Origin of the sequence: Streptomyces sp. NPDC093260, assembly GCF_040683715.1 — a bacterium.
GTDB classification, from domain to species: Bacteria; Actinomycetota; Actinomycetes; order Streptomycetales; family Streptomycetaceae; genus Streptomyces; species Streptomyces sennicomposti.
Map to the genome: position 1 here is coordinate 205,931 of NZ_JBFBEK010000013.1, position 25,509 is coordinate 231,439.

At 70.7% G+C, this 25,509-nt stretch carries 23 protein-coding genes and 3 pseudogenes; 17 read left to right on the plus strand and 9 right to left on the minus strand.

The window, feature by feature from the left end:
* The first annotated feature begins 23 nt into the window (after window positions 1–23).
* From AB0N63_RS19010 to AB0N63_RS19025, 4 genes are all read left to right on the plus strand, one after another.
* Entirely contained in the window at window positions 24–884 is an 861-nt protein-coding gene (locus AB0N63_RS19010; protein WP_365530134.1) for an endo alpha-1,4 polygalactosaminidase, read from the plus strand.
* A gap of 299 nt (window positions 885–1,183) precedes the next feature.
* A complete protein-coding gene (locus AB0N63_RS19015) occupies window positions 1,184–1,768 on the plus strand; it encodes an aldolase/citrate lyase family protein (protein WP_365530135.1) in 585 nt (194 codons plus the stop codon).
* A gap of 47 nt (window positions 1,769–1,815) precedes the next feature.
* On the plus strand, window positions 1,816–2,703 hold the full coding sequence (locus AB0N63_RS19020) for a D-glycerate dehydrogenase (protein WP_365530136.1): 888 nt from the start codon (window positions 1,816–1,818) through the stop codon (window positions 2,701–2,703).
* 57 nt (window positions 2,704–2,760) lie between these two features.
* Entirely contained in the window at window positions 2,761–4,275 is a 1,515-nt protein-coding gene (locus AB0N63_RS19025) for a sialate:H+ symport family MFS transporter (protein WP_365530137.1), read from the plus strand.
* A 401-nt stretch (window positions 4,276–4,676) separates the two neighbouring features.
* Here AB0N63_RS19025 and AB0N63_RS19030 read toward each other — a convergent pair.
* Window positions 4,677–4,850 (minus strand): annotated as a pseudogene (locus tag AB0N63_RS19030) (IS5/IS1182 family transposase); the annotation flags it as partial.
* 141 nt (window positions 4,851–4,991) lie between these two features.
* On the opposite strand from AB0N63_RS19030, the gene AB0N63_RS19035 reads away from it, so the two are divergent.
* A complete protein-coding gene (locus AB0N63_RS19035) occupies window positions 4,992–6,677 on the plus strand; it encodes a ribonuclease J (RefSeq protein WP_365530138.1) in 1,686 nt (561 codons plus the stop codon).
* A 246-nt stretch (window positions 6,678–6,923) separates the two neighbouring features.
* Window positions 6,924–7,148: pseudogene (locus AB0N63_RS19040) on the plus strand (alpha/beta hydrolase fold domain-containing protein); the annotation flags it as partial.
* A gap of 51 nt (window positions 7,149–7,199) precedes the next feature.
* On the opposite strand, the gene AB0N63_RS19045 reads toward AB0N63_RS19040, so the two are convergent.
* Entirely contained in the window at window positions 7,200–7,604 is a 405-nt protein-coding gene (locus AB0N63_RS19045) for an SsgA family sporulation/cell division regulator (RefSeq protein WP_365530173.1), read from the minus strand.
* 557 nt (window positions 7,605–8,161) lie between these two features.
* On the opposite strand from AB0N63_RS19045, the gene AB0N63_RS19050 reads away from it, so the two are divergent.
* From AB0N63_RS19050 to AB0N63_RS19085, 8 genes are all read left to right on the plus strand, one after another.
* Window positions 8,162–9,247: an LLM class flavin-dependent oxidoreductase gene (locus AB0N63_RS19050; protein WP_365530139.1), complete on the plus strand. Its 1,086-nt coding sequence runs from the start codon at window positions 8,162–8,164 to the stop codon at window positions 9,245–9,247.
* Window positions 9,244–9,861, plus strand: coding sequence for an FMN reductase (locus AB0N63_RS19055; RefSeq protein ID WP_365530140.1), 618 nt, complete (start codon window positions 9,244–9,246; stop codon window positions 9,859–9,861). The genes AB0N63_RS19050 and AB0N63_RS19055 overlap by 4 nt, the downstream gene beginning before the upstream one ends.
* A gap of 120 nt (window positions 9,862–9,981) precedes the next feature.
* Complete coding sequence (locus AB0N63_RS19060; RefSeq protein ID WP_365530141.1) at window positions 9,982–11,007, plus strand: helix-turn-helix domain-containing protein; 1,026 nt, start codon at window positions 9,982–9,984, stop codon at window positions 11,005–11,007.
* Between the two features lie 322 nt (window positions 11,008–11,329).
* Window positions 11,330–14,071, plus strand: coding sequence for an AAA family ATPase (locus AB0N63_RS19065; RefSeq protein ID WP_365530142.1), 2,742 nt, complete (start codon window positions 11,330–11,332; stop codon window positions 14,069–14,071).
* A gap of 98 nt (window positions 14,072–14,169) precedes the next feature.
* Complete coding sequence (locus AB0N63_RS19070; protein WP_365530143.1) at window positions 14,170–14,934, plus strand: alpha/beta hydrolase; 765 nt, start codon at window positions 14,170–14,172, stop codon at window positions 14,932–14,934.
* Window positions 14,935–15,174: 240 nt separating this feature from the next.
* Window positions 15,175–16,305, plus strand: coding sequence for a sugar ABC transporter substrate-binding protein (locus AB0N63_RS19075; RefSeq protein ID WP_365530144.1), 1,131 nt, complete (start codon window positions 15,175–15,177; stop codon window positions 16,303–16,305).
* A complete protein-coding gene (locus AB0N63_RS19080; protein WP_365530145.1) occupies window positions 16,302–17,213 on the plus strand; it encodes a sugar ABC transporter permease in 912 nt (303 codons plus the stop codon). The genes AB0N63_RS19075 and AB0N63_RS19080 overlap by 4 nt, the downstream gene beginning before the upstream one ends.
* Window positions 17,214–17,287: 74 nt before the next feature.
* Entirely contained in the window at window positions 17,288–18,040 is a 753-nt protein-coding gene (locus tag AB0N63_RS19085) for a carbohydrate ABC transporter permease (RefSeq protein WP_365530174.1), read from the plus strand.
* On the opposite strand, the gene AB0N63_RS19090 is transcribed toward AB0N63_RS19085, so the two are convergent.
* The 5 genes from AB0N63_RS19090 to AB0N63_RS19110 all read right to left on the minus strand — a co-directional run bounded on the left by AB0N63_RS19090 (window position 18,033) and on the right by AB0N63_RS19110 (window position 22,431).
* On the minus strand, window positions 18,033–18,380 hold the full coding sequence (locus tag AB0N63_RS19090; protein WP_365530146.1) for a GNAT family N-acetyltransferase: 348 nt from the start codon (window positions 18,378–18,380) through the stop codon (window positions 18,033–18,035). The genes AB0N63_RS19085 and AB0N63_RS19090 overlap by 8 nt on opposite strands.
* Before the next feature lie 120 nt (window positions 18,381–18,500).
* A complete protein-coding gene (locus tag AB0N63_RS19095; RefSeq protein WP_365530147.1) occupies window positions 18,501–19,238 on the minus strand; it encodes a YoaK family protein in 738 nt (245 codons plus the stop codon).
* Window positions 19,219–19,743 (minus strand): DoxX family protein, encoded by a 525-nt coding sequence (locus tag AB0N63_RS19100; protein WP_365530148.1) that lies wholly within the window; start codon window positions 19,741–19,743, stop codon window positions 19,219–19,221. The genes AB0N63_RS19095 and AB0N63_RS19100 overlap by 20 nt, the downstream gene beginning before the upstream one ends.
* 37 nt (window positions 19,744–19,780) lie before the next feature.
* A complete protein-coding gene (locus AB0N63_RS19105; RefSeq protein ID WP_365530149.1) occupies window positions 19,781–20,443 on the minus strand; it encodes a hydrolase in 663 nt (220 codons plus the stop codon).
* A 101-nt stretch (window positions 20,444–20,544) separates the two neighbouring features.
* Window positions 20,545–22,431, minus strand: coding sequence for an amidohydrolase (locus tag AB0N63_RS19110; RefSeq protein WP_365530150.1), 1,887 nt, complete (start codon window positions 22,429–22,431; stop codon window positions 20,545–20,547).
* Window positions 22,432–22,794: 363 nt separating this feature from the next.
* On the opposite strand from AB0N63_RS19110, the gene AB0N63_RS19115 reads away from it, so the two are divergent.
* Together AB0N63_RS19115 and AB0N63_RS19120 are read left to right on the plus strand one after the other, a co-directional pair.
* Entirely contained in the window at window positions 22,795–23,766 is a 972-nt protein-coding gene (locus tag AB0N63_RS19115) for an alpha/beta hydrolase (protein WP_365530151.1), read from the plus strand.
* A 21-nt stretch (window positions 23,767–23,787) separates the two neighbouring features.
* Window positions 23,788–24,507, plus strand: coding sequence for an alpha/beta hydrolase (locus AB0N63_RS19120; protein WP_365530152.1), 720 nt, complete (start codon window positions 23,788–23,790; stop codon window positions 24,505–24,507).
* A 56-nt stretch (window positions 24,508–24,563) separates the two neighbouring features.
* On the opposite strand, the gene AB0N63_RS19125 is transcribed toward AB0N63_RS19120, so the two are convergent.
* Window positions 24,564–24,692, minus strand: coding sequence for a hypothetical protein (locus AB0N63_RS19125; protein ID WP_365530153.1), 129 nt, complete (start codon window positions 24,690–24,692; stop codon window positions 24,564–24,566).
* 150 nt (window positions 24,693–24,842) lie between these two features.
* Entirely contained in the window at window positions 24,843–25,088 is a 246-nt protein-coding gene (locus tag AB0N63_RS19130; protein WP_365530154.1) for a low temperature requirement protein A, read from the minus strand.
* Between AB0N63_RS19130 and AB0N63_RS19135 the strand changes: the two are divergent.
* Window positions 25,041–25,412, plus strand: a pseudogene (locus AB0N63_RS19135) (ferritin-like domain-containing protein); the annotation flags it as partial. The gene AB0N63_RS19130 and the pseudogene AB0N63_RS19135 overlap by 48 nt on opposite strands.
* Window positions 25,413–25,509: the final 97 nt, after the last annotated feature.

Here is a 25,509-nt window from a genome sequence, read left to right on the forward strand (position 1 = left end):
ACGAACTTTGCACAGGAGTCCGTGTGTCGAAGCACTCCGCTGTACCTTTCTTCCGCCGCAGGAGCACCGTCGTCGCCGGTGCGGTCGGGGTCGCCGCCGCGCTCGGAACGGGGTTGACGCTGTCGAACGTCTTCGCGGACACCCCGGCCCCGAAGGGTGCGCCGAAGGTGGTGCTCCCCACGGCCGGCGCCACGTTCGACTACCAGATCGGCGGCGCCTACACCCCGGCCAAGGGCGTCATCGCCGTGTCCCGCGACCGGACCGCCAAGCCCGCCAAGGGCCTTTACAACGTATGTTATGTGAACGCGTTCCAGGCCCAGCCCGACGCGCTGAGCTGGTGGACGAAGAACCAGCCCGACCTGGTTCTGCGGGACAAGAGCAAGCGGCCTGTGATCGACGGCGACTGGGACGAGGCGCTCCTGGACACGTCCACGGCCGACAAGCGCTCCCGGCTCGCCACGGTCGTCGGCGCGTGGATCGACGGCTGCGCCAAAAGCGGCTTCCAGGCCGTCGAGCCGGACAACCTGGACTCCTACGAGCGTTCCGGCGGCCGGCTGACGAAGGCGGACAATGCGGCCTTCGCGAAGCTGCTGGCCGACCGCGCGCACGCCGCCGGTCTGGCCGTCGGGCAGAAGAACACGGCCGGCATGCTCGCGGACCGCGCCAAGATCGGCTTCGACTTCGCCGTCGCCGAGGAGTGCGGGCAGTACAACGAGTGCGGTGCGTTCGCCAAGGCGTACGCCGACCGGGTCTTCGTCATCGAGTACACGGACAGCGGCTTCAGCCGCGCCTGCTCGGGCTTCGGCCCGAAGCTCGGCATCGTCCAGCGGGACGTGGACGTGTCGGTCCGTGGCTCCGACGACTACACCTTCCGCACCTGCTGATCAAGTCCGGTCCGGAAGGCCGGTGTTCGGCCGCCCGCCGGGGCCGCCGGGCCGGTGCGGACCGGCGGCCCGGGGCGGTCACGGGCCCGGCGGGCACATGCGTCGGGCCTTGCCTCCCTTGATCACCGCGTCGACGCAGCCGCCGGGCAGTCCGTCGTGCGTGGCGGCGGAGAAGTTGGCCGTCGCGGTCGGGGCGCCGTCGCCGAAACTACGTCGAGTTTCTCGCCGAGTACAACGCCTTCACGCTCCACGACTTCGACAACGTCGCCCGCGTCGGCGAACTGTACGGGCTCGGCACGATGATCAAGCTCGACTACGAGCACGCCCACTATCTGGCGCAGCGCGCCGTCGGGTCTGGCTTCAACGGCGTTCTGTTCGCGGACATGCGGACTCGCAAGGACGTCGAGCGGGCTGTCGCGTCCGTCCGCCCGGACACTCCGGAGTACGGCGGCACCTATGGTGCTGCGGCCCGACGTAACGCTCGCCCGAACTACGGCGGCGGCCCGGAGTACGTCGCGAGCGTTGCCGGGACCGTCGTCGGTATCATGATCGAGAAGCGGGAGAGCTTTGATGACCTCGACTCCCTGCTCTCGGTCCCTGGCGTCGACTTCGTGCAGTGGGGCCCCACGGACTTCCGGATGAGTTCGGGCAGGGACACCGCAGACATCGACCTGGCCAGGTCGGAACTGTTCGACGCCTGTGCCCGCAACGGCGTGCCCGCAAGGATCGAGTTGTCCGACCTCCGTGAGTTCAGTGATCTGTGCGCGCGGGGCTTGCGGCACTTCTCCCTGGGCATCGACATCGAGATGCTGTTCAACGGATGGAAGCAGCTCGGAACCGAGGCCCGGAGCATCCTTCAGACGTCGGCAGAGGTGGCCTCATGACGTTCCGGATCGCTTCCACTGTCCCTCTGCCGACACGGTCCGTGACCATGCTCAACGAACACGGGATCGACCTTCTCCCCGTCGAAGGCGTCGCCAGCCTGGCAACGCTGACCGGTATCGACGCGGTCATCGTCACGATCACTGATCCAGTCGACGACTCTGCCACGACCACCCTGCGCGCCGCCGGTGTCCGGCTCATCGCCAATGTCGGGGTCGGGTACAACAACATCGACGTCCCCGCCGCGGCCAAGGCCGGGATCACGGTGACGAACACGCCCGACGTCCTCACCGATGCGACGGCCGACCTCACGATGGCGCTGCTTCTGGATGCCACTCGACGGGTGACCGAGGGCGATCGACTGGTCCGCAGCGGAACTCCGTGGTCCTGGGCGTTCGACTTCATGTGGGGCAGCTCCCTCGCCGGGAAACGTCTCGGCATCGTCGGCTACGGACGCATCGGAGAGGCAGTCGCCTGCCGGGCCCGCGCCTTCGGCATGACCGTTGCCTCCTCCTCCCGCCGCCCACGCACGGAACCGGACGTCGAGTGGATGAGCCTGGAACGGCTCTTCGCAGAGTCCGACGTGATCTCGCTCCACTGCCCACTCACTGAGGACACACGGCACCTGGTGGACGCCGATCGCCTGCGGAGCATGAAGAGGACGGCGGTGCTCATCAACACGGCGCGGGGTCCCATCGTCGACGAAGCAGCCCTCGTCGACGCCCTCCGGCAGGAAACCATCGCCGCCGCGGGACTCGATGTGTACGAGCACGAGCCGCTGCTCTCGCCTGGGCTGGCCGAGCTGGCGAACGTGACTCTGGCACCGCACCTCGGCTCCGCGACACAGGAGACCCGCGAGGCGATGGCCGACCTCGCGGTCCGCAATGTCGTTGCGCTGCGTCTGGGGGCGGACCTGCTCACGCCCGTCGTCGGCTGAAACGCCGAACGGAACCACCTCATCTCGATCACTCACACAACGAAGTGCGGAGTCGTCATGACCAACTCGCCCTCAACGGCCGTGCCTTGGTACCGGGAGGTGTCCCACCGTCAGTGGAAGATGTTCGCGGCATCGTGGCTCGGCTACATGCTCGACGGCTTCGACTTCGTGCTCATCACGCTCGTGCTGACGGACATCAGCAAGGAGTTCGGACTCAGCGGCGTCCAGGCGGCGAGCCTGGTCTCCGCCGCGTTCGTCAGCCGCTGGTTCGGCGGTCTCGCGATCGGCGCGATCGGCGACCGGTTCGGCCGGCGAACCGCGATGATCGCAAGTATCCTGCTGTTTTCTCTCGGCTCCCTGGGCTGTGCCGTCGCCCCAACCTACGGAGTCCTCTTCGCCGCGAGGCTGATCATCGGCCTGGGCATGGCCGGCGAGTACGGTGTCAGCTCCACCTACGTCATCGAAGCATGGCCGCAGCGGCTCAAGAACAAGGCGAGCGGCTTCCTCATCTCGGGCGCCGCCATCGGCACCGTGCTCGCCGGCCAAGTCTTCCGGGTCGTCGTGCCCGAGTTCGGCTGGCGTTCGCTGTTCGTCGTCGGGTTCGCCCCGATCGTCATCACCCTCTGGCTCCGTAGAAGCCTGCCCGAACCCGAGGACTGGAAGCGGGCACGACAGCGCGAACAGGAACCGAACGCCGCCGCCGCGCCGAACGTCTTCGCCCTGCTGTTCACAGGACGGCTCCGAATCCTCAACTCGATCACCGCCCTCGTGGCGATGATGCTGCTCCTGCTCGTCTTCATCGGCCAGCTGCACGGTCTGGTCGTGGGCGGCACCGCACTCGTCATCACTGCCGTGTTCGTGTCGTACATGGTCCAGTTCGGTGGCCGTCGGTGGCCGCTGATCGTCGGGGTGACGGTGACCGTCCTGGCGGCGTTCCTCTACTCGTGGCCCATCCAGGCACTCCTGCCGACTTACGCGGCGTCCGAGCTGCACTACAGCCCGGCGGAGATTTCCGGTGTCGTGTTCTTCGCAGGCTTCGGCTCGGCCGTCGGCTGTGTGGTCGCGGGGTTCGCCGGTGACAGGTTCGGCACCCGGTGGGCGTACGTGGGCAGCCTTCTCCTGTCGCAGCTCTTCGTCTTCCCGGTGTTCGCGGTCGGCGGGACCCAGCTCGCTGTGCTCGGTGGGCTCCTGTTCCTGCAACAGCTCTTCGGGCAGGGAATCTCCGGACTGCTCCCGAAGTGGATCGGCGGGTTCTTCCCGACCGAGCAGCGCGCCGCAGGACTCGGCTTCACCTACAACGTCGGTGCTCTGGGCGGTGCGATCGCTCCGGTGCTCGGTGCCGCGCTCGCCGGCAACTTCTCACTCGGCGTGGCACTGCCTGTGCTGTCATTCTCGCTGACCTTCATCGTCATGCTTCTCATCGGGTTCAACGTGCCCGCGCGTGTGCAACGTCGTATTCGTCCGAGCGGTCTGCTGCCGACGGACTTCGCCAAGGACGGACTCCTCGGCACCGACGGGCTCGTCACCACATCGACCGAGGGGTCGCCGCCGTCAGTGAACAAGACGAGCTGAAACAGATCTTTCACGCTGGAGCGGCCGGCTTCCCAGGCCTGCCCGGTCCCCGGCGGAGACCGAGGTAAGTACAGCCACTTCGTAGCAGTGGATGCCGCGCTGAGCCGCCGAGCTGGGTAAAGACGTCGTGGCCAGCGCGTCCACGAACAGCGCCCCCGTCAGCAACCGCGCTGCGGCGGGGCACCCACCTCCGGCCCTCTGAGGGCCGCGTCATACGCCCCAAGTGCCCTGCAACCGATATCCGTGACGTGCCTCCTGCGTCCAGGACGTCTCGTGCTCCCGCCTGTACGTGTCGCAGCCCCTACGGTCCTGCCGCGTGGAGCGATTCCGTGTCCTGGAGTGGGCGGCAGGGAGACTGGGTGAGTACCCAGGTCCGGCGCGGCGACAGTGAGGCTTTTCCATCATCGTCCTGACCTGGCCAAACGCAGGGTGAGGACGGCCTGGACGAGGCAGGTGATCCGGGTGGTCGAGCACCGGAGGTCGCGAAGGAGCCGCCAGGACTCGAGAGCGGCCATGGCCTGCTCGACGAGGGCGCCGATCTTCGCGTGGGGCCGGGTCACCACCTGCTGACCGGATACTGCTCACGACCCTCTTGGGCCGTGTCCTGCCTGACCTGCCTGCATGGCAGTTCGTGTCTGCCGTGCCCGCTTCGACGCCCCGACCCTGTCGGGAGGAGGTGATGGATCACTGTCCCGCTCTCCGGGTACCGTCAGGGTATGAGTCATCCACACCCCGAACTGAAAGCCGCCCCACCCCTTCCCGAAGGAGGGCTGCGGGTCATCGCCCTGGGCGGCCTGGGTGAGATCGGCCGCAACATGACCGTCTTCGAGTACGCCGGCAAGCTGCTTGTCGTGGACTGCGGCGTGCTGTTCCCCGAGGAGACCCAGCCCGGTGTGGACGTCATCCTGCCGGACTTCACCTCCATCCGGGACCGGCTGGACGATGTCGTCGCCGTGGTGCTCACCCACGGACACGAGGACCACATCGGCGGCGTGCCCTACCTGCTGCGGGAGCGGTCCGACATTCCGGTCGTCGGCTCCAAGCTGACGTTGGCGTTCCTGGAGGCCAAGCTCAAGGAACACGGCATCCGGCCGCGCCCGGTGCGGGTGCGGGAGGGCGACCGGCGTGGCTTCGGGCCCTTCGACTGCGAGTTCGTGGCGGTCAACCACTCCATCCCGGACAGCCTCGCGGTTGCGATCCGTACCGGTGCCGGGACAGTGCTGCACACCGGCGACTTCAAGATGGACCAGTTCCCCCTCGACGACCGCATCACCGACCTGCGCGCCTTCGCCCGCCTCGGCGAGGAGGGCGTGGACCTGTTCCTCACCGACTCCACCAACGCCGAAGTGCCCGGCTTCACCACGTCCGAGCGTGAGCTGAACCCGGCGATCGAGCAGGTCATGCGCACCGCGCCGCGCCGGGTCATCGTGTCCAGTTTCGCCAGCCACGTGCACCGCATCCAGCAGGTCCTGGACGCCGCCCACCAGCACGGCCGCAAGGTCGCCTTCGTCGGCCGGTCGATGGTCCGCAACATGGGTATCGCCCGTGACCTGGGCTACCTGAAGGTCCCGTCCGGTCTGGTGGTGAGCACCAAGGAGCTGGAGAAGCTCCCGGACCACAAGGTCACCCTGGTGTGCACCGGCTCCCAGGGCGAACCGATGGCCGCGCTGTCCCGGATGGCCAACCGCGACCACATGATCCGCATCGGCAAGGACGACACCGTCCTGCTCGCCAGCTCCCTCATCCCCGGCAACGAGAACGCCATCTACCGGGTGATCAACGGCCTCACCCGGTGGGGCGCCCACGTGGTCCACAAGGGCAACGCCAAGGTGCACGTCTCCGGGCACGCCAGCGCCGGCGAACTCGTCTACTGCTACAACATCGTCAAGCCGCGCAATGTCATGCCCGTGCACGGCGAATGGCGCCACCTGCGGGCCAACGGCGACCTCGCCATCCGTACCGGTGTCGACCCGGACCGGGTCGTCATCGCCGAGGACGGAGTCGTCGTCGACCTGGTCGACGGACGCGCGTCCATCACCGGCAAGGTCCCGGCCGGCAACGTCTACGTGGACGGCATGGAGGTCGGCGGCGCCACCGAGGCGTCCCTCAAGGACCGCCTCACCCTCGCCGCCGAAGGCGTGGTCACGGTGGTGGCGATCGTCGACGCGGACACCGGTGCCCTCGCCGAAGCCCCCGACTTCCTGGCCCGCGGTTTCGTCCATGACGAGGCCACTTTCGAGCCGGTCGTCCCGGTCATCGAGAAGACCCTGGCCACCGCGGCCGAGGAGGGCGTCGGGGACGCGCGCCAGCTCGAACAGCTCATCGCCCGCGCCGTGGCGAACTGGGCGTTCCGCACCTACCGCCGCAAACCCCTCATCATCCCCGTCATCATCGACGCCTGAGCCACACCCGGGCAGGCGTCCGGAGGGGGGCGGACGCCGATGTGCACGAGGTGAAACCCGGCGACGAGCCGGTCCTGACGCCCAGCCTCATCACCGGCCCACCGGGTCTGCCCGGGCGGCCCGGTGGCGAGCGCTGCGCCGGGCATCCCGCAGCACCACCGCTCGCGCGGGCGGTGGAGCTGAGCGGCCAGCCGCCGCTGTCATGGGCTCCGGGAGTGCCGCGGACGCCGCCGCCGCGCTGGTCGCGGCCTGCCGTTGGCCCTCGTCCTCATCGCCAAGGGCGACGTGCTCCGCGACGAGGGCGAGGCGTACGCGGCGCGTCTGCGGGACGCCGAGGTCCCGGTCGTGCCGATGCGCTGTCACGGGATCCACGGATTCGTGCCGTTCGGCCAGCTCCGCGGCACGCACGCATCCCAGGCGGCCAGGGTGCAGGTGACGGACACCTTGTACACCGTCCTGCACGCGGCCTGACCCGGCTGGGCCTGTAGGCCATCACCCGCATCGCGCCGGGCGGCGTCTCACTCACGGCCGGCCGTGAGTGAGACGGTCGATGACGCGGTCCACATCGATGTGGTGGTGCTCGGTGCCCGGCGGCACCAGCGCCTCGGACCGGCGCAGGAAGTCCGTGACCACGAGGGCGTGGACCGCGAGAAGCGCCGCCCCGGCGCGGGTCCTGAAGAGGATGCGGACCGACTCCGGACGGCGGCGGTGCCGCGGGATGACCACCACGTCTCCGATTCCCGTGGGCCGGTGGAGTCCCTCCGCGAGCAGCGACCGGGCGAAGACCCAGTCGACGGAAGGGGCCGCAGGGACGCCCATGGACAGGCGCACGGCATACGGGTCGGCCACGTCGTAACGGAGTGCGGCGGGGAGCGGTACCCACGCTTCGCCGGCCACGCTGATATGGACTTCCGTGGGAAAGACGATCGAGCACGCATCCGCGGCATCGGAAAGAGGGATTCTCACTCCGCCCCCTGTGTCTGACTGTTCGTACGGTTGTGGACGACCGTAAGCCGCAGCTGCTCCGTTGCCTTGCCGACAAGTGCACCGGGGGTGGTCCGGAAAGGCACTTGTGCGGCCCGCGTGTTCCCGGAGTGCACGGATTCCGCTCGCCCCTCGCCCCTCCCGCTTCACGCCGGTGACAACGTCTGCGCCCCGCCGAACCCGCTGCGCGGTGTCGCCCAGGACGCCGAGACGCTGTCCGCTTCCTGGCGACCATCTCCGGTCCAGTGGTCCTCGTCGAACGGGTACGCCGGGGAGGCAGAGGGGACTGGCACGCCAGGCAGCCGACCGGGTACGGCGATTGCCTCTCAGCGCCCGTGCAGTGACCCCACGCCGCACAGTCGCGGACGGGGCAGCTCACCCCGGGGGCCCCAGGAGGGCACTGAGGGACCAGCACCGCTGCACGCACGGACAAGGGACACCGCCCGAGCCGTGCCTACATTTCCGGCATCCACACAGCTCGCCGGAACGAAGAGGCGCCCATGCAGTTCGGAATCTTCTCGGTGGGGGACGTCACCCCCGACCCGACCAACGGCCGTACCCCCTCGGAGCACGAGCGCATCAAGGCGATGGTCGCCATCGCGCTCAAGGCGGAGGAGGTCGGCCTGGACGTCTTCGCCACCGGCGAGCACCACAACCCGCCGTTCGTGCCGTCGTCGCCGACCACGATGCTCGGCTACATCGCGGCCCGCACCGAGAAGTTGATCCTCTCCACGGCCACGACACTGATCACCACCAACGACCCGGTGAAGATCGCCGAGGACTACGCGACGCTCCAGCACCTGGCCGACGGCCGGGTGGACCTGATGATGGGGCGGGGCAACACCGGCCCGGTCTACCCCTGGTTCGGTCAGGACATCCGGCAGGGCATCAACCTCGCCAAGGAGAACTACGCGCTGCTGCGCCAGCTGTGGCGCGACGACGTCGTCGACTGGGAGGGGACGTTCCGCACCCCGCTGCAGGGTTTCACGTCCACGCCCCGCCCGCTGGACGGTGTACCCCCGTTCGTGTGGCACGGCTCGATCCGCTCGCCCGAGATCGCCGAACAGGCCGCCTTCTACGGCGACGGCTTCTTCCACAACAACATCTTCTGGCCGGTCGACCACACGCGACGGATGGTCCAGCTGTACCGGCGCAGGTACGCCCACCACGGTCACGGCCGGCCCGAGGAGGCCATCGTCGGCCTCGGCGGCCAGGTGTTCATGCGGAAGAACTCCCAGGACGCCGTACGCGAGTTCCGGCCGTACTTCGACAACGCGCCGGTCTACGGCCACGGGCCCTCCCTGGAGGACTTCACCGACCAGACCCCGCTGACGGTGGGCTCCCCGCAGCAGGTCATCGAGCGGACGCTGTCCTTCCGCGAGACCGTCGGCCACTACCAGCGGCAGCTGTTCCTGATGGACCACGCGGGCCTGCCGCTGAAGACCGTGCTCGAGCAGCTCGACATCCTCGGTGAGGAGGTCGTACCGGTGCTGCGCAAGGAGTTCGCGATCGGCCGCCCGGCCGACGTGCCGGACGCGCCCACCCACGAGTCCCTGCGGACCGCGCTGGAGGTGGCCGCCGCGTGAAGCTCGTCGCCGTCTCGGCGGGGCTGAGCACCCCGTCGTCCACCCGCCTGCTCGCCGACCGGCTCGCCGAGTCGGCCCGCGCCGACCTGGCCGCCGAGGGCCACGATGTGCGGACCGAGGTCATCGAGCTGCGCGAACTGGCCGTCGCCGTCGCCAACCACCTCGTGACCGGTTTCCCGCCGCCCCAGCTGGCGTCCGCGATCGACGCGGTGACTGGCGCGGACGGCCTGATCGCCGTGACGCCCGTGTTCACCGCCTCCTACAGCGGGCTGTTCAAGTCCTTCTTCGACCTCATCGACCCGGACGCCCTCACCGGCACGCCGGTCCTGATCGCGGCGACGGGAGGGACGGCCCGCCACTCCCTGGTTCTGGAGCACGCGCTGCGCCCGCTCTTCGCCTACCTGCGGGCCGGTGTCGTCCCCACCGCTGTGTACGCGGCGTCCGAGGACTGGGGGTCCGGCGGCGACGACTACACCGAGGGCCTGCCCGCCCGCATCCAGCGGGCGGGCGGTGAACTGGCCGTCGCCATGGCGGCCCGCCCGGCGTCGGAGACGACGCCCGACGACGAGGTCACCGCCCTCGAACGGCAGCTCTCCGACCTGCGCTTCGACTGAGGCCCCGCGGTCCCCCGTATCTCCGCCCCGTGTCCCGGATCTAGTGCGTTCACTCGATGCGCCACCCCGTGCCCCGCTGGCACGGTGTCCGCAGCGCACACCGGCTGAAGGGCGGAGATCATGTCGGACGTATCGGAGAAGGGGACGGGGAAGCAGCCCGCGGGCATCTTCTACACCACGGACGGGGTGCCCAGGGAGCGAAGACGGACCTACTGGCGCGACGCCGTGGCCCACACCTTCGGAGCCGTGGACGTCAAGCTCGCCGAGGAGGTGTTCTCCGGCACGATCCGTGCCTCACCGACGGGCCGGACACGGGGCGTCACGGTGGACAGCGAAGCCCTGCAGACCGTGCGCACACCGCGCCTCATCGCGGGATCCACAGGCGACGACCACGTGGTCGTGATGCTGCTGAGCAGCGGGCTCGCCCGGGTCGAGCAGGACGCGCGCGACGCGTATGTCGAGCCCGGGCAGCTCTTCGTCTACGACCGGGCGCGTCCCATGCGGCTGACCTTCCCCGACACCTTCCAGACGAAGGCCCTCGTCCTGCCCCGGCACCTCCTGAGTCTGAGGGAGCCGGACCTGTGCCGGATCACGGCCTCTCCCCTCGACTCCACGACGCCCCTCGGCGACCTGCTGGCCCCCTTCCTGTCCCGGCTCGTGGACACCGCGGGCGCGTATCCGCAGCACGTCGGCGACCTGATCACCGGCAACGTCCTGGACCTGCTCACGGTGCTGGCCGACGAGCGACGCGGCGGTGACACCACGGGCACACCGAGCGCCGCCCGTGTGCTGCTGATGCGGGTCCAGGCGTACATCGACCGTCACCTGGCGGACCCCGACCTGACCCCGGAGGCCATCGCCCGGGCCAACCAGATCTCCCTGCGCTACCTGTACACCCTCTTCCAGAACGAGGGCACCACCGTCCGCCGGTGGATCCAGGGCCGCCGGCTGGAGCAGTGCCGACGCGAGCTGGCCCGCCGGGACGCGGCGAGCCGGACCATCGCCGCGGTGGGCCGACGGTGGGGCTTCGTCAGCGCCGCCCACTTCAGCCGGGTGTTCCGGGCGGCCTACGGGATGTCCCCCGTCGAGTGGCGGGACTCCGCGGCACTCGAGCGTCGTACGCACACGTCGACACCGGGCGCCTGAACCCTGCGCTCGAAGTGCCGCGCCATGCCGTCGCTCGTCCACGGCCGTCGTCGTGGCTGGTCGCGCAGTTCGCCGCGTCCCTTGGCGGCGCTGCCGAACCGTAATCCCCTCCACCCAACCCGCTCAGAGCCGCCGCCCGGCCCTGGTCGCCCCCCGGGGTATGCACTGAGCTGCGGTTCTTGCGATAGTGGACACGCGGAGCGCCGTCCGCGCCCCGGCCGGCCCCCGCCCGGACAGGCGGGCGACGGCACAGGGCGACATCGCCGCTCCGCGTGGCTGCCTGGACCGGAGGCGGTCGGCGAGTGCGGACAGAGGGGCGTGAGTGGAGCGGTCGGACGGGTCGCTGTCCCGGCGCGGTCTGCGTGGCCGAGAGACCGAACTCGAACAACTGCGGGCCGTCCTCGCATCGGTGGCCGGCACCGGAAGCGGCGCGTTGGTCCTGCTCCGGGGGGAGCCGGGCATCGGCAAGACCGCGCTGCTTGGCGAGGTCGTCACCACGGCCGGTGCGGCGGGCTTCGCGGTCGGTCTGGGCAAGGCCGACGAACTGAACCACATCGTCCCGCTCTCGTCGCTGGCCGCCTGCCTCCTGTACGGTGACCGGCCACTGCTGTCCAGTGACGCGTTCGCCGACCTCACCCGCCATCACGACCAGCGGATCTGGCTGGTCCAGCGCGTGGCGGAAGCGATCGAGGCCAGGGCCGCCGAGATGCCCGTGCTGATCGCCCTGGACGACGTGCAGTGGGCCGACCCGCTGAGCCGCTTCGCCCTGAAACAGCTCCCGGCACGCCTGCGGACATCGCCGGTTCTGTGGGTGCTCACCGGGCGGCAGGATCCCGCCGGCCCGGCGCAGGAGATCGTCGAGGCCGCCGAGAGCGGGCTCCTGTCGGTCACCGTGCCCCTGGGACCGCTCTCCGGCACGGCGATCGGCCAGCTGGCCGACGACACCCTGGGCGCGGCCGTCGACGAGCGGGTACGGCAGCTGCTCGACGGAGCCGGCGGGAACCCGTTCCTGGCGGTCGAGATGCTCACGGGACTGCGGACCACCGGCCCGTCGGGGGAGCCCGTGCCCGAGGGGCTCGTGGTGGGCGTGCGCGGCAGGCTCAGGTCACTTGAGCCCAGCACTCTGCGCTTCCTGCAGATGGGAGCGGTGCTGGGACGCAGATTCGGCCTCCTCGAAGCCGCCGCGCTCTACGGCCGACCGCCCGCCGGCCTGCTCGCGGAGCTGGAGGAGGCGGTGCGCGCCGGCCTCCTGGACGACGACGGCGACCAGCTGGTCTTCCGGCACGACCTGCTGCGCCAGGCCGTCTACGTGGACATCCCGCCGTCGGCCCGCAAGGCTCTGCACCGGGAGGCCGCGGGACACCTGGTCGCGGCCGGGCACCGGCCGATCGACGCGGTGTCGCACATTCTCCGGGGCGCTCGGCCCGGAGACGACGAAGCGGTGAACCTGCTGCGGCAGGCCGCCGACGACGTCCTGTTCGTCACGCCGGGCCTCGCGGCCGACCTGATGACGCGCGCCCTGGAACTGGTGCCTCCCGGACGGCCGTTGTGGTACGACGTCGGTGTGCAGGCGATCGTCTGTCTGACCCGGGCCGGCCGGAACCGCGAGGCGCTGGAGACCGGCGACCGGCTGCTGGCCGCCCGGCCGCCGCTGGAGGCGTTCGGCCGGATCCAGGCCGCCCTCGGCGGGACGCTCTGGAACCTGGACGTCGCCGAGGAGTTGCGCCGCCGCGCCGAGACAGCCCTCGCGCTCGGCGGTGCCGCCCCGGAGATCGAGGCGCGGCTCACCGCTCTGCGCGCGCTGGCCCTCTCCCGGGGCGAGGATCTCGGCGCGGCCCGGGAGGCCGGCGAGAACGCCCTGCGTGCGGCCATCGCGACCGGTGACCGGGAGGCACACGTGCTGGCCCTGTCCGGTCTGGGGGAGAGCGCTCTGAACGCTGGTGCGAACGCCGTCGCGCTGGAACGCTTCACCGCGCTCAGCGCCGTCGAGCCCGCCTTCCTTCCCGAGGAGATCGTCGCGCACCAGCACATGGACGACTTCGAAGCCGGCCGGCTGCTGCTGCGGACGGCGGACGACGGCGGTTCGGTGCCGCAGACCATGCTGCTGTGGGCACAGGCCTCGCAGCATCTGGGGCTGGGTGCCCTCGATGACGCGGAGGCCGACCTGGTCACCATGGAGCGCCTGGAGAACGACGTACACATCTGCGTCCAGCAGGTGAACGCCCGGGTGATCCGCTCCTGGATCGCCCTGCTGCGCGGCGACCGGGAAGCAGCACGGCACCAGCTGACCGCCGCGCGGGAACGACGCGCGACCAAACCGAACCCCGGCAACACGGCAGCGGTGCGCTTCCTGGAGGCGCTCATCGCCGACGACGAGGGGAACACCGCGCTCGCCCTCGACAGGATCCGGCGGGTGCAGCAGGAAGGTCCCTTCATGCGCTGGCGGCTGCTGCGCACCTGGGTCGACTCCGCGATACGCATGGCTCTCAGCGGCGCGGACCGGGCGCTGGCCGAGGATCTGGCCGCACAGGCCGAGGCGCACGGCGCCCGCAACCCGGCCGTGCCCACCGCCACGGGCATCGCCGCCCAGGCCGCGGGCCTGGTGCGGGGCGACATCACCCTGCTGGAACGCGCGGTGGCCCTCCTCGAGGAGAGTCCGCGCCCGCTGGTCCGGGCCGGGGCCCGAGCCGACCTCGGCCGGGCACTGCTGACGGCAGGCCGGGGAACCGAGGCCGAGGCCGCCCTGACCCGCGCCCACGGCCTGTTCGCCGAGTCGGGTGCCCACGCCGCGGCGGCACGCGTACAGCGCGATCTGGACCGTGCCGGGGCCGGCGGCCGCGGGGCGACCGCGCCGCGCCCGGTCCAGGGCTGGGAGGCGCTCACGGCCTCGGAGAAGAAGATCGCGCGCCTGGTCGCCGCCGGCCACACCAACCGGTCGGCCGCCGACCTGCTCGTCGTCTCCCCGCACACGGTCAACACACACCTGACCTCCGCCTTCCGCAAACTGTCGGTCAACTCGAGGGTCCAGCTGGCCCATGTGGTCATGGCGCTGCCCGAGGACTGAGCGGATCCGCCGGCACGTCCTGGTACGTTCACGCGATGCCCGCGGTAACCGGATGCGCTTGGCTGGAACGCCAGGACTCATTCGGAGGTCATCGGAACGTGAACGGACCCGCCGCCCACCTGCCAACCGTCGTGCTCGTGCACGGGGCGTTCACCGACGCCTCCTCCTGGGCGGGGGTCGTCACCCTCCTGCAGGCCGCCGGCCTGACCGTGCTCGCCCCGGCGAACCCGCTGCGCGGACTGGCGCAGGACGCCGCCTACATCAAGAGCGTGGTGCGTCAGGTCGACGCCCCGGTCGTGCTGGCCGGACACGGTTACGGAGGCGCGGTCATCACCCGTGCCGCCGGCGACTGCGACCAGATCGTGGCCCTGTGCTACGTCGCGGCGTTCGGCCTGGACGCCGGAGAGTCCGTCCTGGACATCCTGAGCCGTTTCGCCTCCGCACCGGTGACCGACACCACCATCACGGCAGCGCTGCCCGTCCGGTTCACCGGTGGCCCGGAGGACGAGATGTACCTCATCGAGGAACAGTTCGGGCCGACGTTCGCCGCCGACCTGTCACCGCACGTCACCGACGCCCTGGCCGTCACCCAACGCCCCATCGCGCGCCGCGCGTTGACCGGTATGTCGGGGCCTCCGGCCTGGGCCTGCAAGCCGTCGTGGTACGTCATCGCGGCCGCCGACCGGATGCTCGCCCCCATGGCCCAGCGCTTCATGGCCCAGCGCATGGCGGCCACCGAGTACTCGGTGGCCGCTTCGCACGGCGTCGCCCTGTCACAGCCCGGCGTCGTGGCGGCGATGATCCGGGAAGCCGCCGAACAGGGCATGGACCGCGGCGACGGCTACGGGCTCTCGCGCGGCTGATGCGCTGGTCAATCGGCTAGCATCCCTGCTCGATGGTAAGACGCCGGTGTCAAGGTCTCTCCTCGGCGACGCGGGACGCCTGGCCTCGACCACAGGCTCGCTCGGGAAGGCACCACCTTGAACTCACCGGCCCCCAGACCGTCGGCGCGGCGGATCACCACCCTCCTCGGGACCGTTGCCCTCGCACTGGCTGCCGCAGGCTGCGGAGGGGGAACCGGCGCCGCGTCGGCCCCGGACGAGGTGACCTCCGTCACCGCGCTCGACTACTACACCGACGCGACCGAGCACGCCCAGTGGAGCAAGCGGCTCACCGACTGCGGCAGGACCGCCGGGGTCAAGGTCGAGCACACCAGTGTCCCGTTGCCGTCGCTCATCCCCACGGTCCTGCGACAGGCGTCGTCACGCACCCTGCCCGACCTGCTGATGCTCGACAACCCCGACCTCCAGCAGATCGCGAGCACCGGCGCACTGACGCCGCTGGACCGTTACCGCATCGACACCACCGGCTTCGCCGAGGGCATCCTGTCGGCGGGCACCTACCGCGGGAAGGTGTACGGGCTGGCGCCCACCGTCAACACGGTCGCCCTCATCTACAACAAGGACATGCTCGCCGAGGCCGGTGTCGCCGTGCCACGGACCTGGGACGAGCTGCGGACGGCGGCCGCCCGCCTGACCCGCCCGGGGCGCTACGGCATCGCCGTCTCGGCCGACGCGACCCCCGAAAGCACCTGGCAGTTCCTGCCCTTCCTGTGGTCCAACGGCGGGGACGAGAAGCACCTGGACACGCCGCAGGCCGCGCAGGCCCTCCGGCTGTGGACCGACCTGGTGAAGAGCGGATCCATGTCGAGGTCGGCACTGAACTGGACCCAGGCCGACCTGCACGACCAGTTCGCCGCTGGAAAGGCCGCCATGATGGTCAACGGCCCCTGGCGGATCCCCGCGCTGAACAAGGACCGTGACCTGCACTGGGGAGTGGCCCCCCTCCCCGTCCGTCAGAGGGGGCAGACGCTCGTCACGCCCCTCGGCGGCGAGGTGTGGACGGTGCCGCAGAACTCCTCCCCGTCCCGGCAGGAGAAGGCCGCCCAGGTCCTGGCCTGCCTGAACGGCCCCACGGCCATGCTCGCCTCGGCGAAGGAGCACTTCACCGTGCCCTCCCGCACCGCGGTGGCGGCCCGGTACGCCGAGCGGGTCCCGTCGATGTCCGGCTTCGTCACCAGCGTGGAGCGGGCCCGGTCCCGTACCGCCGAACTGGGAGTCAAGTGGCCCGGAACGGCGACCGCGATATCCACGGCGATCCAGTCCGCGCTGACGGGCGAGCAGACGCCTCGGGAGGCGCTCCGACGCGCGCAGCGGACCGCGACCGGTTCATGACCTGTCCGCCGGCCGCGACCCGGACCCGCCTGCGGGAACGGCTCGCCCCATGGCTGTTCGTCGTGCCCGCCGCGGTCTACCTGCTGCTGTTCTTCGGCTACCCGGTGGTCAGGAACCTGGTGTTGAGCTTCCAGCAGTACACGCCCGCCACCTTCTACACCGGGGCCGCGCCGTTCGTCGGGCTGCGGAACTACGCGGAGATCCTGTCGTCGGGCGCGTTCTCCCAGACACTGCTGACCACGGTCCTGTTCACCGCGGGTTCGGTCGCCGGGCAGTTCCTGCTCGGTCTCGCCCTGGCCCTGTTCTTCCGCCGCGGCTTCCCGCTCGGCGGTCTGTTGCGCTCGCTCCTGCTGCTGCCGTGGCTGCTGCCGCTGGTCGTATCGGCCACGACGTGGAAGTGGATGCTCGACACCGACGACGGAGTCGTCAACAACGCACTGCGCGCCCTCCACCTCGTGTCGTCCGGCATCCCCTGGCTCACCGGCACCTCACAGGCACTCGTGTCGGTGACCCTCGTCAACATCTGGGTGGGAATCCCCTTCAACACCGTGATCCTGTACATCGGCCTGCGGAACATCCCGGCCCAGCTGTACGAGGCTGCAGAGCTGGACGGCGCCGGTCTGACGGCGTCGTTCCGCCACATCACGTGGCCGCTGCTGCGGCCCGCCGTGAGCGTCGTGCTGGTGTTGGGCGTGGTCTACACCCTCAAGGTGCTGGACATCATCCTCGTCGTGACGGGCGGAGGACCGGCCGACGCCACGCAGACCCTCGCCACCCAGTCCTACGAACTGTCCTTCCAGCAGTTCGAGTTCGGGCGCGGCGCCGCCATGGGCAACGTACTCGTCATCCTCTCGCTCGTCCTCGCCCTGGTCTTCCTGCGCGCCGACCGGCGCGCGGCGCACCCATGAGGGGCGGGCCGGCGCGGTGCGGACGCCGCCGTGGCCTGCTCTCCACCGTCGTCGGGACAGTCCTGCTCGCGGTGATGCTGTTTCCCGTCTACTGGATGGTGAACGCCTCCCTGCAGCCGACGGGCACCGCACTGGGGGCGGGCTGGTTCCCTTCCCGCCCGCACCTCGGCGGCTACGCCACGGCGCTGCGCGATCAGGGCCCCAACCTGGTCACCAGCCTCGTCGTGGCCCTCGGCAGCGTCGCGCTCAGCCTCGGGCTGGCGGCCCCGGCCGCCTACGCCCTGGCCCGGTTCTCCCTGCCGGGAACCCGCCTCGTACTCTTCGGAATCCTCTTCACGCAGATGGTGCCGGGCATCGTCGTGGCGAACGCGCTCTACGGCGCCTACAACGACCTGGGACTGCTGAACTCCCGCCTGGGACTCGTCCTCGCGGACTCCACCGCCGGGGTCCCGTTCGCCGTCATCCTCCTGCACTCGTTCATGGGGGGCATTCCCCGGGAGATCATCGAGGCCGCGCGCGTGGACGGCGCCGGGAGGCTGCGCACCTTCTGGGCCGTGGTGCTGCCGCTGAGCCGGAACACACTGGTCACCGCCGCTCTCTTCACCTTCCTCTTCACCTGGAGCGACTTCCTCTTCGGCCTCACACTGACCACCACCGGGACTGTGCGGCCGGTTACCCTGGGCATCTACGAATACATCGGTGCTCACACGACCCAGTGGAACGCGGTGATCGCCACCGCGGTCCTGGCGTCGGTGCCGGCCGCGGTGCTGCTCGTCGTCGCCCAGCGCTTCATCACCGTCGACGCCACCAGCGGCGCGGTCAGGTGAGGGTCCGCAGCTCGGTCTGGAGCCGGCGCAGGACCTCCGGGGTCACCGGATCGGTGATGTCCGCGAACTCCTCGTGCTTCTCGAGGAACTTGGCCACATAGGGGCAGACCGGCACGATGCGCATGCCTGAGCGGCGTACGTCGGTGAGGGCCTCCTGGACCAGGCGCGCGGCCAGTCCCTGTCCGGCGAAGGCGTCGTCGACTTCCGTGTGGTAGAAGACCCGCTGCTCACCATGGTCGCGATAGGCGGTCAGACCGGCGAGTCGGCCGCCGACCAGAATCTCGTAACGGTGCCTGTCGTCTGCTCGTTCGACGGTCGAGGTGGGGGAGGGCCGGCTCATCGGGTTCCTTTCGACGGGTTCGGGTCTGCGGTGTGCCGGACCTCCCGGGGACGAGGGGTCCCGAGGAGGCGCCGGAGGTCCGGCTCCGGCGTCCGAGCCGGGGCGTGGTCACCGCCGCGTTCACGGCCGTGGCCGCAGCCAGGGGGCGTCGGCGGCGGAGAGGCGGTGGGTGGTCACGGAGGTGACCACGAGCAGGACGAGGGTGAGGCTCAGGACGACGACCAGGTGGCCGTGCAGCAGGAGCGCGGCTCCGATCAGGGTGCCGAGGAACATGGCGAGCACGGACAGGATTCGGCGGCCGGGGCGCGGCGCCTCGCCGCCGGCCGGGGTGGAGTCGGCGGCCAGACCCGTCAGCGTCAGGGTCAGCACGGTGGTGGTGAGGTCCGGCACGCCGAGGCGCCGGGCGACCGCGTTCTGCAGTCCCATGGCGAGCCCCAGGAACACGATCAGCGTGTACTGGACGGAGGTGGTGACCCGGCCGTCGGCCACCGCGGCGACCACCACGGTGACCGCGACCAGCACCGTCTGCACCGCCGTCGCCGCTCTCAACATGTGCCCTCGGTGCGTGGCGAACCGGGTGCCGAGCCTGCCGCCCGCGAGCGCGCCGAGGAGGAACGCGGTCACCGAGACGACGGACGCGAGCGCGGACAGGCTGCCGGCGCCTCCCAGGGCGAACCCCAGAAAGACCACGTTGCCGGTCATGTTGGCTACGAAGACGTGTCCGAGGGCCAGATAGCTCACCGAGTCCACCAGGCCGGTGACCACCGTCATGGTCAGCAGCAGCGGGGGCAGCGGACCGTGGCGTTCCTCGCCCCGGGGCACCAGCGTGCCGACGGCGTCACTCAGCAGCTTGCGCATGTCGCGTCCCTTCCACCTCGGAGTCCGTCCGGTGCAGCACCACGCGGGTGAGCAGTCCGCTCATCGGGCCGAGCACGATCGTGGCGACGGCGATCCACAGCGGCCAGGGGGTGGTGCCCAGCGCGTGGTCCACGGACCACCGTCCGGGCCCGGTGAGGGCCAGCGAGGCCGAGACGACGACGAGGACCGTCGGGTACTCGTAGCCGTCGTTCTGCACCCAGAGGCCCTTGTGCCACTTGACGGTGCCCGCGACCGTCATCACGCCCATGGCGGCCATCGCGGCCAGGGGCGTGAACAGCCCCAGGGCCAGGAACAGGCCGGCGCCGATCTGACTGGCTCCCGCGACGAGTGCGGTCAGCACTCCGCCGCGGAATCCGTCGCGGCGGAATTCCTCGGTGCCGCCCGCCAAGCCGTTGCCCCCGAGCCGGAAGCTCACCTTCTGCACCCCGTGACCGGCGATGAGCAAGCCCGCCACCAGCCGGAGGACCAGTAGTCCAGCGTCCATCGTGTTCCTGCCTGTTCCTGAATCGGTATCGGTGCGGTCAGCCGGCGGCGTGGGCGCCGATGACGGACTGCGCGTATACGACCCCGAGGCCGTAGGCGCCGGCGTGCTCCTTGACGACCTCGGTGACCGGGACGTACGTCTGCGTGCGCGCCCAGTCCCGCTGGAGCTCCAGGAGCACCTGCACCCACGTCACCGGAATCGCGCCGGCCTGGATCATGCGCTGGACGGCGTGCTCGTGGGCCTGCGGGCTGACACCGCCGGACGCGTCGGTGACGACGTAGACCTCGTAGCCCTGGGCGAGGGCCGACAGCGTCGGCAGCACGACACAGACCTCGGTCCACAGGCCGGCGATGACCAGCTTCTTGCGGCCTGTCGCCTTGACGGCCTCGACGAAGGGCACGTCCTCCCAGGCGTTCATCGAGGTGCGGTCGATGATCTTCTGGTCGGGGAAGACCGCGGCCAGCTGCGGCATGATCGGGCCGGAGAAGGACTCGGCGGCCACGGTGCTGAGCACGGTCGGCACGTCGAAGACCTTGGCGGCCTTCGCCAGGCCCACGGTGGCGTTCATGATCGAGGTGCGGTCGCCGCTGGCGGCGGCGAAGAACATCTGCGGCTGGTGGTCCACGAAGAGCACGGCGCAGTTGTCGGGGGTGAGCAGGTCGGGGCTGGGGGCGGCGGTGACGTCGGAGATGTTGACCATGAGGATGAACCTTTCCTGTCTGGGGAGAACCGTCCGTGTGCGGACGGAGTCGGTGGGTGTCCCGGCATGGGCGCGCAACGGCCCGGCCCCTGCCGGGTGTTCTAGAGGTCGAAGCAGGGATCGAAGGGCGTGCTCGCGGTCTCCGGGGTGAGGCCACGGGCGATGCGCCACTGGCGGTGCTGCTCCGATTCGGCGACGGCCTGGCCGAGGAACTCCGCCTGGCGGGCGCCGGCCGCTGAGGGAGACGCCTGGTAGCCGCCGAAGTGCGCCACCGGGCTCCAGGCGGGGCTGACGGGCGGCAGTTCCTCGTCCAGCCCCTCGTAGGCGCCGGCGGCGTAGACGATCCGCCCGCCGGTCACCGTCAGCAGCGACTCGATGTGCGCGATCTCAGGCTCGGGCACGGTGAAGTAGTCCTCGGACAGCATCGCCAGGTCCGCGTAGCAGCCCGGCCGCAGGACGCCCTTGACCTCGTCCTCGCCGGTCAGTACGGCCCCGGCGCGGGTGAACATCGTCAGCGCGGCCTGCCGGCCGACGCGGTTGGCCGGCGGGCGCAGCGTCAGATCGCCGACGGTGCGGCCGCTGACCAGCCAGTGCAGGGCCACCCACGGGTTGTAGGAGGACACCCGGGTGGCGTCGGTGCCGGCGGCCACGGTCAGCCCGCGGTCCAGCATGGCCCGGATCGGCGGGGCGTCCGCGGCGGCGCCGGGACCGTAGCGGCGCAGGAACGCCTCACCCTGGAAAGACAAACGATTCTGCACGGACATCGCGCCGCCGAGCGCGGCGATGCGGTCGAGGCTGTCCGGGGAGACGGTTTCCGCGTGGTCGAACAGCCACCGGTTCCCGGCCGGGAAAAGCCCGTCCGCGGCGAGTTTCTCGAAGACCGCGAGGTCCCGGCGGATGGTCTCGTCGTAGGTGGCGTGCAGCCGGAAGCCCCACCCGTTCTCCATGAGGAGACGGACGGCCTTCTCGAACTCGACCTCGTAGTCCGACGTGAGTTCTGGACGCGGCTCGGCGAAGTTCTCGAAGTCCGCGGCGGCCCAGGTGAGATTCTCGCCCGCGCCGTTCAGGCGCAGCCATTCGTCCCCGTCCTCGGGGCGGGCCATCTCGATCCAGCGGGCGAGATCGTCGACCTCCTGGCCCGGAGTCTGCGGGAAGAGATGATAGGCGATGCGCATCGAGAGCTGGCCGGCCCTGGCCAGTTCGATGACGGTGGCGTAGTTGTCGGGGAAGTTCTGGAATCCGCCGGCGGCGTCGATCGCCGAGGTCAGTCCGAACCTGTTCAGCTCGCGCAGGAAATGACGGGTGGAGGTCCTCTTGTCCTCCTCGCTCTCCAGGACCGGCGCCTTGGCGAGGGTCGAGTAGAGGATGAGGGCGCTGGGCGCGGCCAGCAGCATGCCGGTCGGTTCCCCGTCCCTGCCGCGCATGATCTGGCCGCCCTTGGGGTCGGGCGTGTCCTTGGTGAAGCCGGCGGCCTTGAGGGCCGCACGGTTCAGCACGGCCGAGTGGTACAGGTGCAGCACGAACACCGGGGTGTCCGGGGCGGCCGCGTTCAGTTCGGCGACGGTCGGCAGCCGGCGCTCGGCGAACTGCTCGACGGACCAGCCGCCCACCACCCGCACCCACTGGCCCTTCGGGGTACGCGCGGCCTGCTCACGCAGCATCGCCAGCCCCTGCCGCAGGCTGCGCACCCCGTCCCAGCGCAGCTCCAGTACGTAGTTCAGGCCCCCGCGGATCACGTGCAGGTGGGCGTCGTTGAGGCCGGGGACGACCCGGCGGCCGCATGCGTCGACCACCTTGGTGGCCGTACCGATGTGCGGGGCCACGGCGTTGTCGTCGCCGACGACGGTGATGACGCCGTCCCGGACCGCGATGGCCTCGGCGTGCGGGCGCCCCGGGTCGGCTGTGTGGATCTTCGCGTTGCGGACGACGAGGTCTGCGGCATCGTCGGAGGCACGCGGAACGAGCCCGCCGACCGGCATTGTCGACATCTCTTGAAGTCCTTTCCGGGACAGGGGAGTTCGGCTCCGTCCACTCGCGTCGCGCCAAGGCGGAGTCCGGGATACGCGCCGCGCCGGTGGGATGGAGGGCAGACGCGGCAAGGGGCCGCGGTCTCGCTCGGGCCCTCACGATAGGCACGGCCGGCCTGCGGCAATGTCTTCCCAGTGCACCGGACTTGGTCCCACAGTGCACTGCGTCGCTCAGTACTCCGCACGCTCGCGAGACGGCCGGAAGCCCGCGGTGCGCTGGGGGAACAGCGGTGGTGCGCTCACGGAGAACCCCGACCTGGCGACGCTCACTAGCGTGACCGGCGCACCACACGAAACAGTCCCCTGGAACATCGGGAGAGGCACATGTCCCACACCGTCGAGCCGGTTCAGCCGGTACTGGAACCCGCGGCGGCCGCCTTCGCGGAGGCGACCGCCAACCCGCCCTACCTCTTCGACCTGCCCCCGGCGGAGGGACGCAAGGCCGTCGACGAGGTGCAGTCCGGCGAGATCGGCAAGCCGGCGGTCGACGAGGAGTGGATCACCGTCTCCGGCGGCCCCACGGGCAGTGTCAGGGCCCGCGTCGTGAAGCCCGCCGGGGCCACCGGCACCCTCCCGGTCATCCTCTACATCCACGGCGCCGGCTGGGTGTTCGGCAACGCCCACACCCACGACCGCCTGGTGCGCGAACTCGCCGTCGGCGCGGACGCCGCCGTGGTCTTCCCTGAGTACGACCTCTCGCCCGAGCACCGCTACCCGGTCGCCATCGAGCAGAACTACGCGGTCGCGCGGTGGGTCGTGCAGGAGGGCGCCGCCAAGGGCCTGGACGGCACACGGCTGGCCGTGGCCGGGGACTCCGTCGGCGGCAACATGAGCGCCGCCCTCACCCTGATGGCCAAGGAGCGCGGCGACGTCTCCCTGGTGCAGCAGGTGCTGTTCTACCCGGTGACGGACGCGAACTTCGACACGCCGTCCTACCATCAGTTCGCCACCGGTTACTTCCTGCGCCGCGACGGCATGCAGTGGTTCTGGGACCAGTACACGACCGACGAGGCCGAGCGCGCCCAGATCACCGCCTCCCCGCTGCGCGCCACCACCGAGCAGCTCACCGGTCTGCCCCCGGCCCTGGTCATCACCGGCGAGGCCGACGTCCTGCGCGACGAGGGCGAGGCGTACGCGGGCAAGCTTCGCGAGGCCGGCGTCCCCGTCACCGCCGTCCGCTTCCAGGGCATCATCCACGACTTCGTGATGCTCAACGCCCTGCGCGGGACCCACGCCGCCGAGGCCGCCATCACGATGGCCGCCGGCACCCTGCGTGCCGCCCTGCACACCGCCTGACCGCAAGGAGATCCGGCAGACATGAGCACCACCACTCCCACCGTCGTCCTCGTCCACGGCGCCTTCGCCGACGCGGCCAGCTGGTCCGGCGTCATCGAGGAGCTCCAGCGCCACGACATCCCGGTCATCGCCCCGCCCAACCCGCTGCGCGGCCTGGCCTCGGACGCCGCGTACGTCGCCTCCGTGGCCGCCCAGATCGACGGCCCCGTCGTGCTGGTCGGCCACTCCTACGGTGGTGCGCTGATCACCGTCGCCGGCACCACGGAGAACGTCGTCGGGCTGGTCTACGTGGCCGCCTACGTCCTCGAAGAGGGCGAGAGCCTCGGCGAGCTGCAGGGCCGCTTCCCGCTCTCCCCGCTGGTGAGCAACCTCAAGCAGTGGACGTACCCCGTCGCGGACGGCGACCCGGCCGTCGAGGTGACCATCGCCGCGGACGCCTTCCCCTCGGTCTTCGCGGCCGACGTGTCCGCTGACGTCACGAAGGTGCTGGCCGTGGCGCAGCGCCCGCTGGCCGCTGCCGCCTTCGAGGAGACGGCCTCCGCCGCCGCCTGGAAGACCAAGCCGTCCTGGGCGCTGGTCGCGGGCGCCGACACCGCGATCAACCCGGAGGTGGAACGCTTCGGCGCGCAGCGCGCGGGGGCGACCGTCGTCGAGATCGAGGGCGCCTCGCACGCGGTCGCCGTCTCCCAGCCGAAGCAGGTCGCCGAGCTGATCCGCGAGGCGGTGCGCGCCACGACCTGACCAGGGGAAAGGGGTGCTGCACGGAGAAGGGCTCCGGGCGGCGCCCCGTTTCCGTGTCACGGGTCCTCTCGCCGTACCCGCTCGGCCCGGTCGACCAGCGTGACCACGACGACCAGGGCCGCCGCCGGAGCGGCGAGGAGGGCCGGCGCCGGCGAGCGGGCAGCCGTCGGGACTGCCACCGCCACCGCGGGAAACGCAAGCTGTTCGGCCCGGCTCCGCCGGTGCGGCCGGACATGCACAGCCCACACGGTGATGAGGAAGACCGCCGCCGGCGCCGTGACCGCGCCACCCGCCGACAACGGCGGGACACCGGTGCGCGCGGTGACCAGCTGGGCCTACGCCGCCAGGCCGGCTCCCTCGGCGGCTGCCGAGCCGAAGATCAGGTAGTGGCCGTACGCCCAGGTGAACCTCCTGCGATGGACCTGGTGCGAGGTGGCGAGCAGGGTATGGGCCGGCCGGGCGAAGTACAGCCACCACAGGGCGAAGACCAGAAGCAGGCCACCTGCCGCCAGCAGGTACAGGGCCGCGGTGCGATGCGCGGGGCGACCTTCTACCGACTCCACCTGGTCCTGGACAAGCACGCGGGGGAACAGCTGGAACTCGTCGACGCCCTCGCCGAGCGGGTCCAGACCCTGGGCGGTGTCGCCGTGGGCGATCCCCGGCACATCGCCGAGATCACGTCGATCCCGCGCCCTCCGGACGGTGTCGAGGAGGCCCCCGCGATGCTCCCGCGACTGCTGGAGGCCCACGAGGTCATCCTGACGGAGGGTCCATGACGCGGCCGCCCGCACCGCCGAGATGGGCGACGACGGCACCAACGCCCTGCTCGTCTCCCAGGCGATCCGGACCGGCGAATCCTCGCCGAACACCTGGTCGATACGCCATTGGTCCGTGTCCGTGTCTGAGCGATGACTCCTCACCGCCCTTTGACCGCCCGCCCGTCGTTCGCGCGCCGCAGGCGTGTCAGTGGTGGGCTGCGCCGCTCACGAGCCCGCGCCGGCG

What these genes read in the sequence shown, in the direction of transcription:
- AB0N63_RS19015 (WP_365530135.1), top strand. Translation starts at nt 1,184, where the DNA reads ATGATCAAGCTCGACTACGAGCACGCCCACTATCTGGCGCAGCGCGCC.
- AB0N63_RS19020 (WP_365530136.1), top strand. Translation starts at nt 1,816, where the DNA reads ATGCTCAACGAACACGGGATCGACCTTCTCCCCGTCGAAGGCGTCGCC.
- AB0N63_RS19025 (WP_365530137.1), top strand. Translation starts at nt 2,761, where the DNA reads ATGACCAACTCGCCCTCAACGGCCGTGCCTTGGTACCGGGAGGTGTCC.
- AB0N63_RS19035 (WP_365530138.1), top strand. Translation starts at nt 4,992, where the DNA reads ATGAGTCATCCACACCCCGAACTGAAAGCCGCCCCACCCCTTCCCGAA.
- AB0N63_RS19050 (WP_365530139.1), top strand. Translation starts at nt 8,162, where the DNA reads ATGCAGTTCGGAATCTTCTCGGTGGGGGACGTCACCCCCGACCCGACC.
- AB0N63_RS19060 (WP_365530141.1), top strand. Translation starts at nt 9,982, where the DNA reads ATGTCGGACGTATCGGAGAAGGGGACGGGGAAGCAGCCCGCGGGCATC.
- AB0N63_RS19080 (WP_365530145.1), top strand. Translation starts at nt 16,302, where the DNA reads ATGACCTGTCCGCCGGCCGCGACCCGGACCCGCCTGCGGGAACGGCTC.
- AB0N63_RS19085 (WP_365530174.1), top strand. Translation starts at nt 17,288, where the DNA reads ATGCTGTTTCCCGTCTACTGGATGGTGAACGCCTCCCTGCAGCCGACG.
- AB0N63_RS19090 (WP_365530146.1), bottom strand. Translation starts at nt 18,380, where the DNA reads ATGAGCCGGCCCTCCCCCACCTCGACCGTCGAACGAGCAGACGACAGG.
- AB0N63_RS19095 (WP_365530147.1), bottom strand. Translation starts at nt 19,238, where the DNA reads ATGCGCAAGCTGCTGAGTGACGCCGTCGGCACGCTGGTGCCCCGGGGC.
- AB0N63_RS19100 (WP_365530148.1), bottom strand. Translation starts at nt 19,743, where the DNA reads ATGGACGCTGGACTACTGGTCCTCCGGCTGGTGGCGGGCTTGCTCATC.
- AB0N63_RS19105 (WP_365530149.1), bottom strand. Translation starts at nt 20,443, where the DNA reads ATGGTCAACATCTCCGACGTCACCGCCGCCCCCAGCCCCGACCTGCTC.
- AB0N63_RS19110 (WP_365530150.1), bottom strand. Translation starts at nt 22,431, where the DNA reads ATGTCGACAATGCCGGTCGGCGGGCTCGTTCCGCGTGCCTCCGACGAT.
- AB0N63_RS19115 (WP_365530151.1), top strand. Translation starts at nt 22,795, where the DNA reads ATGTCCCACACCGTCGAGCCGGTTCAGCCGGTACTGGAACCCGCGGCG.
- AB0N63_RS19120 (WP_365530152.1), top strand. Translation starts at nt 23,788, where the DNA reads ATGAGCACCACCACTCCCACCGTCGTCCTCGTCCACGGCGCCTTCGCC.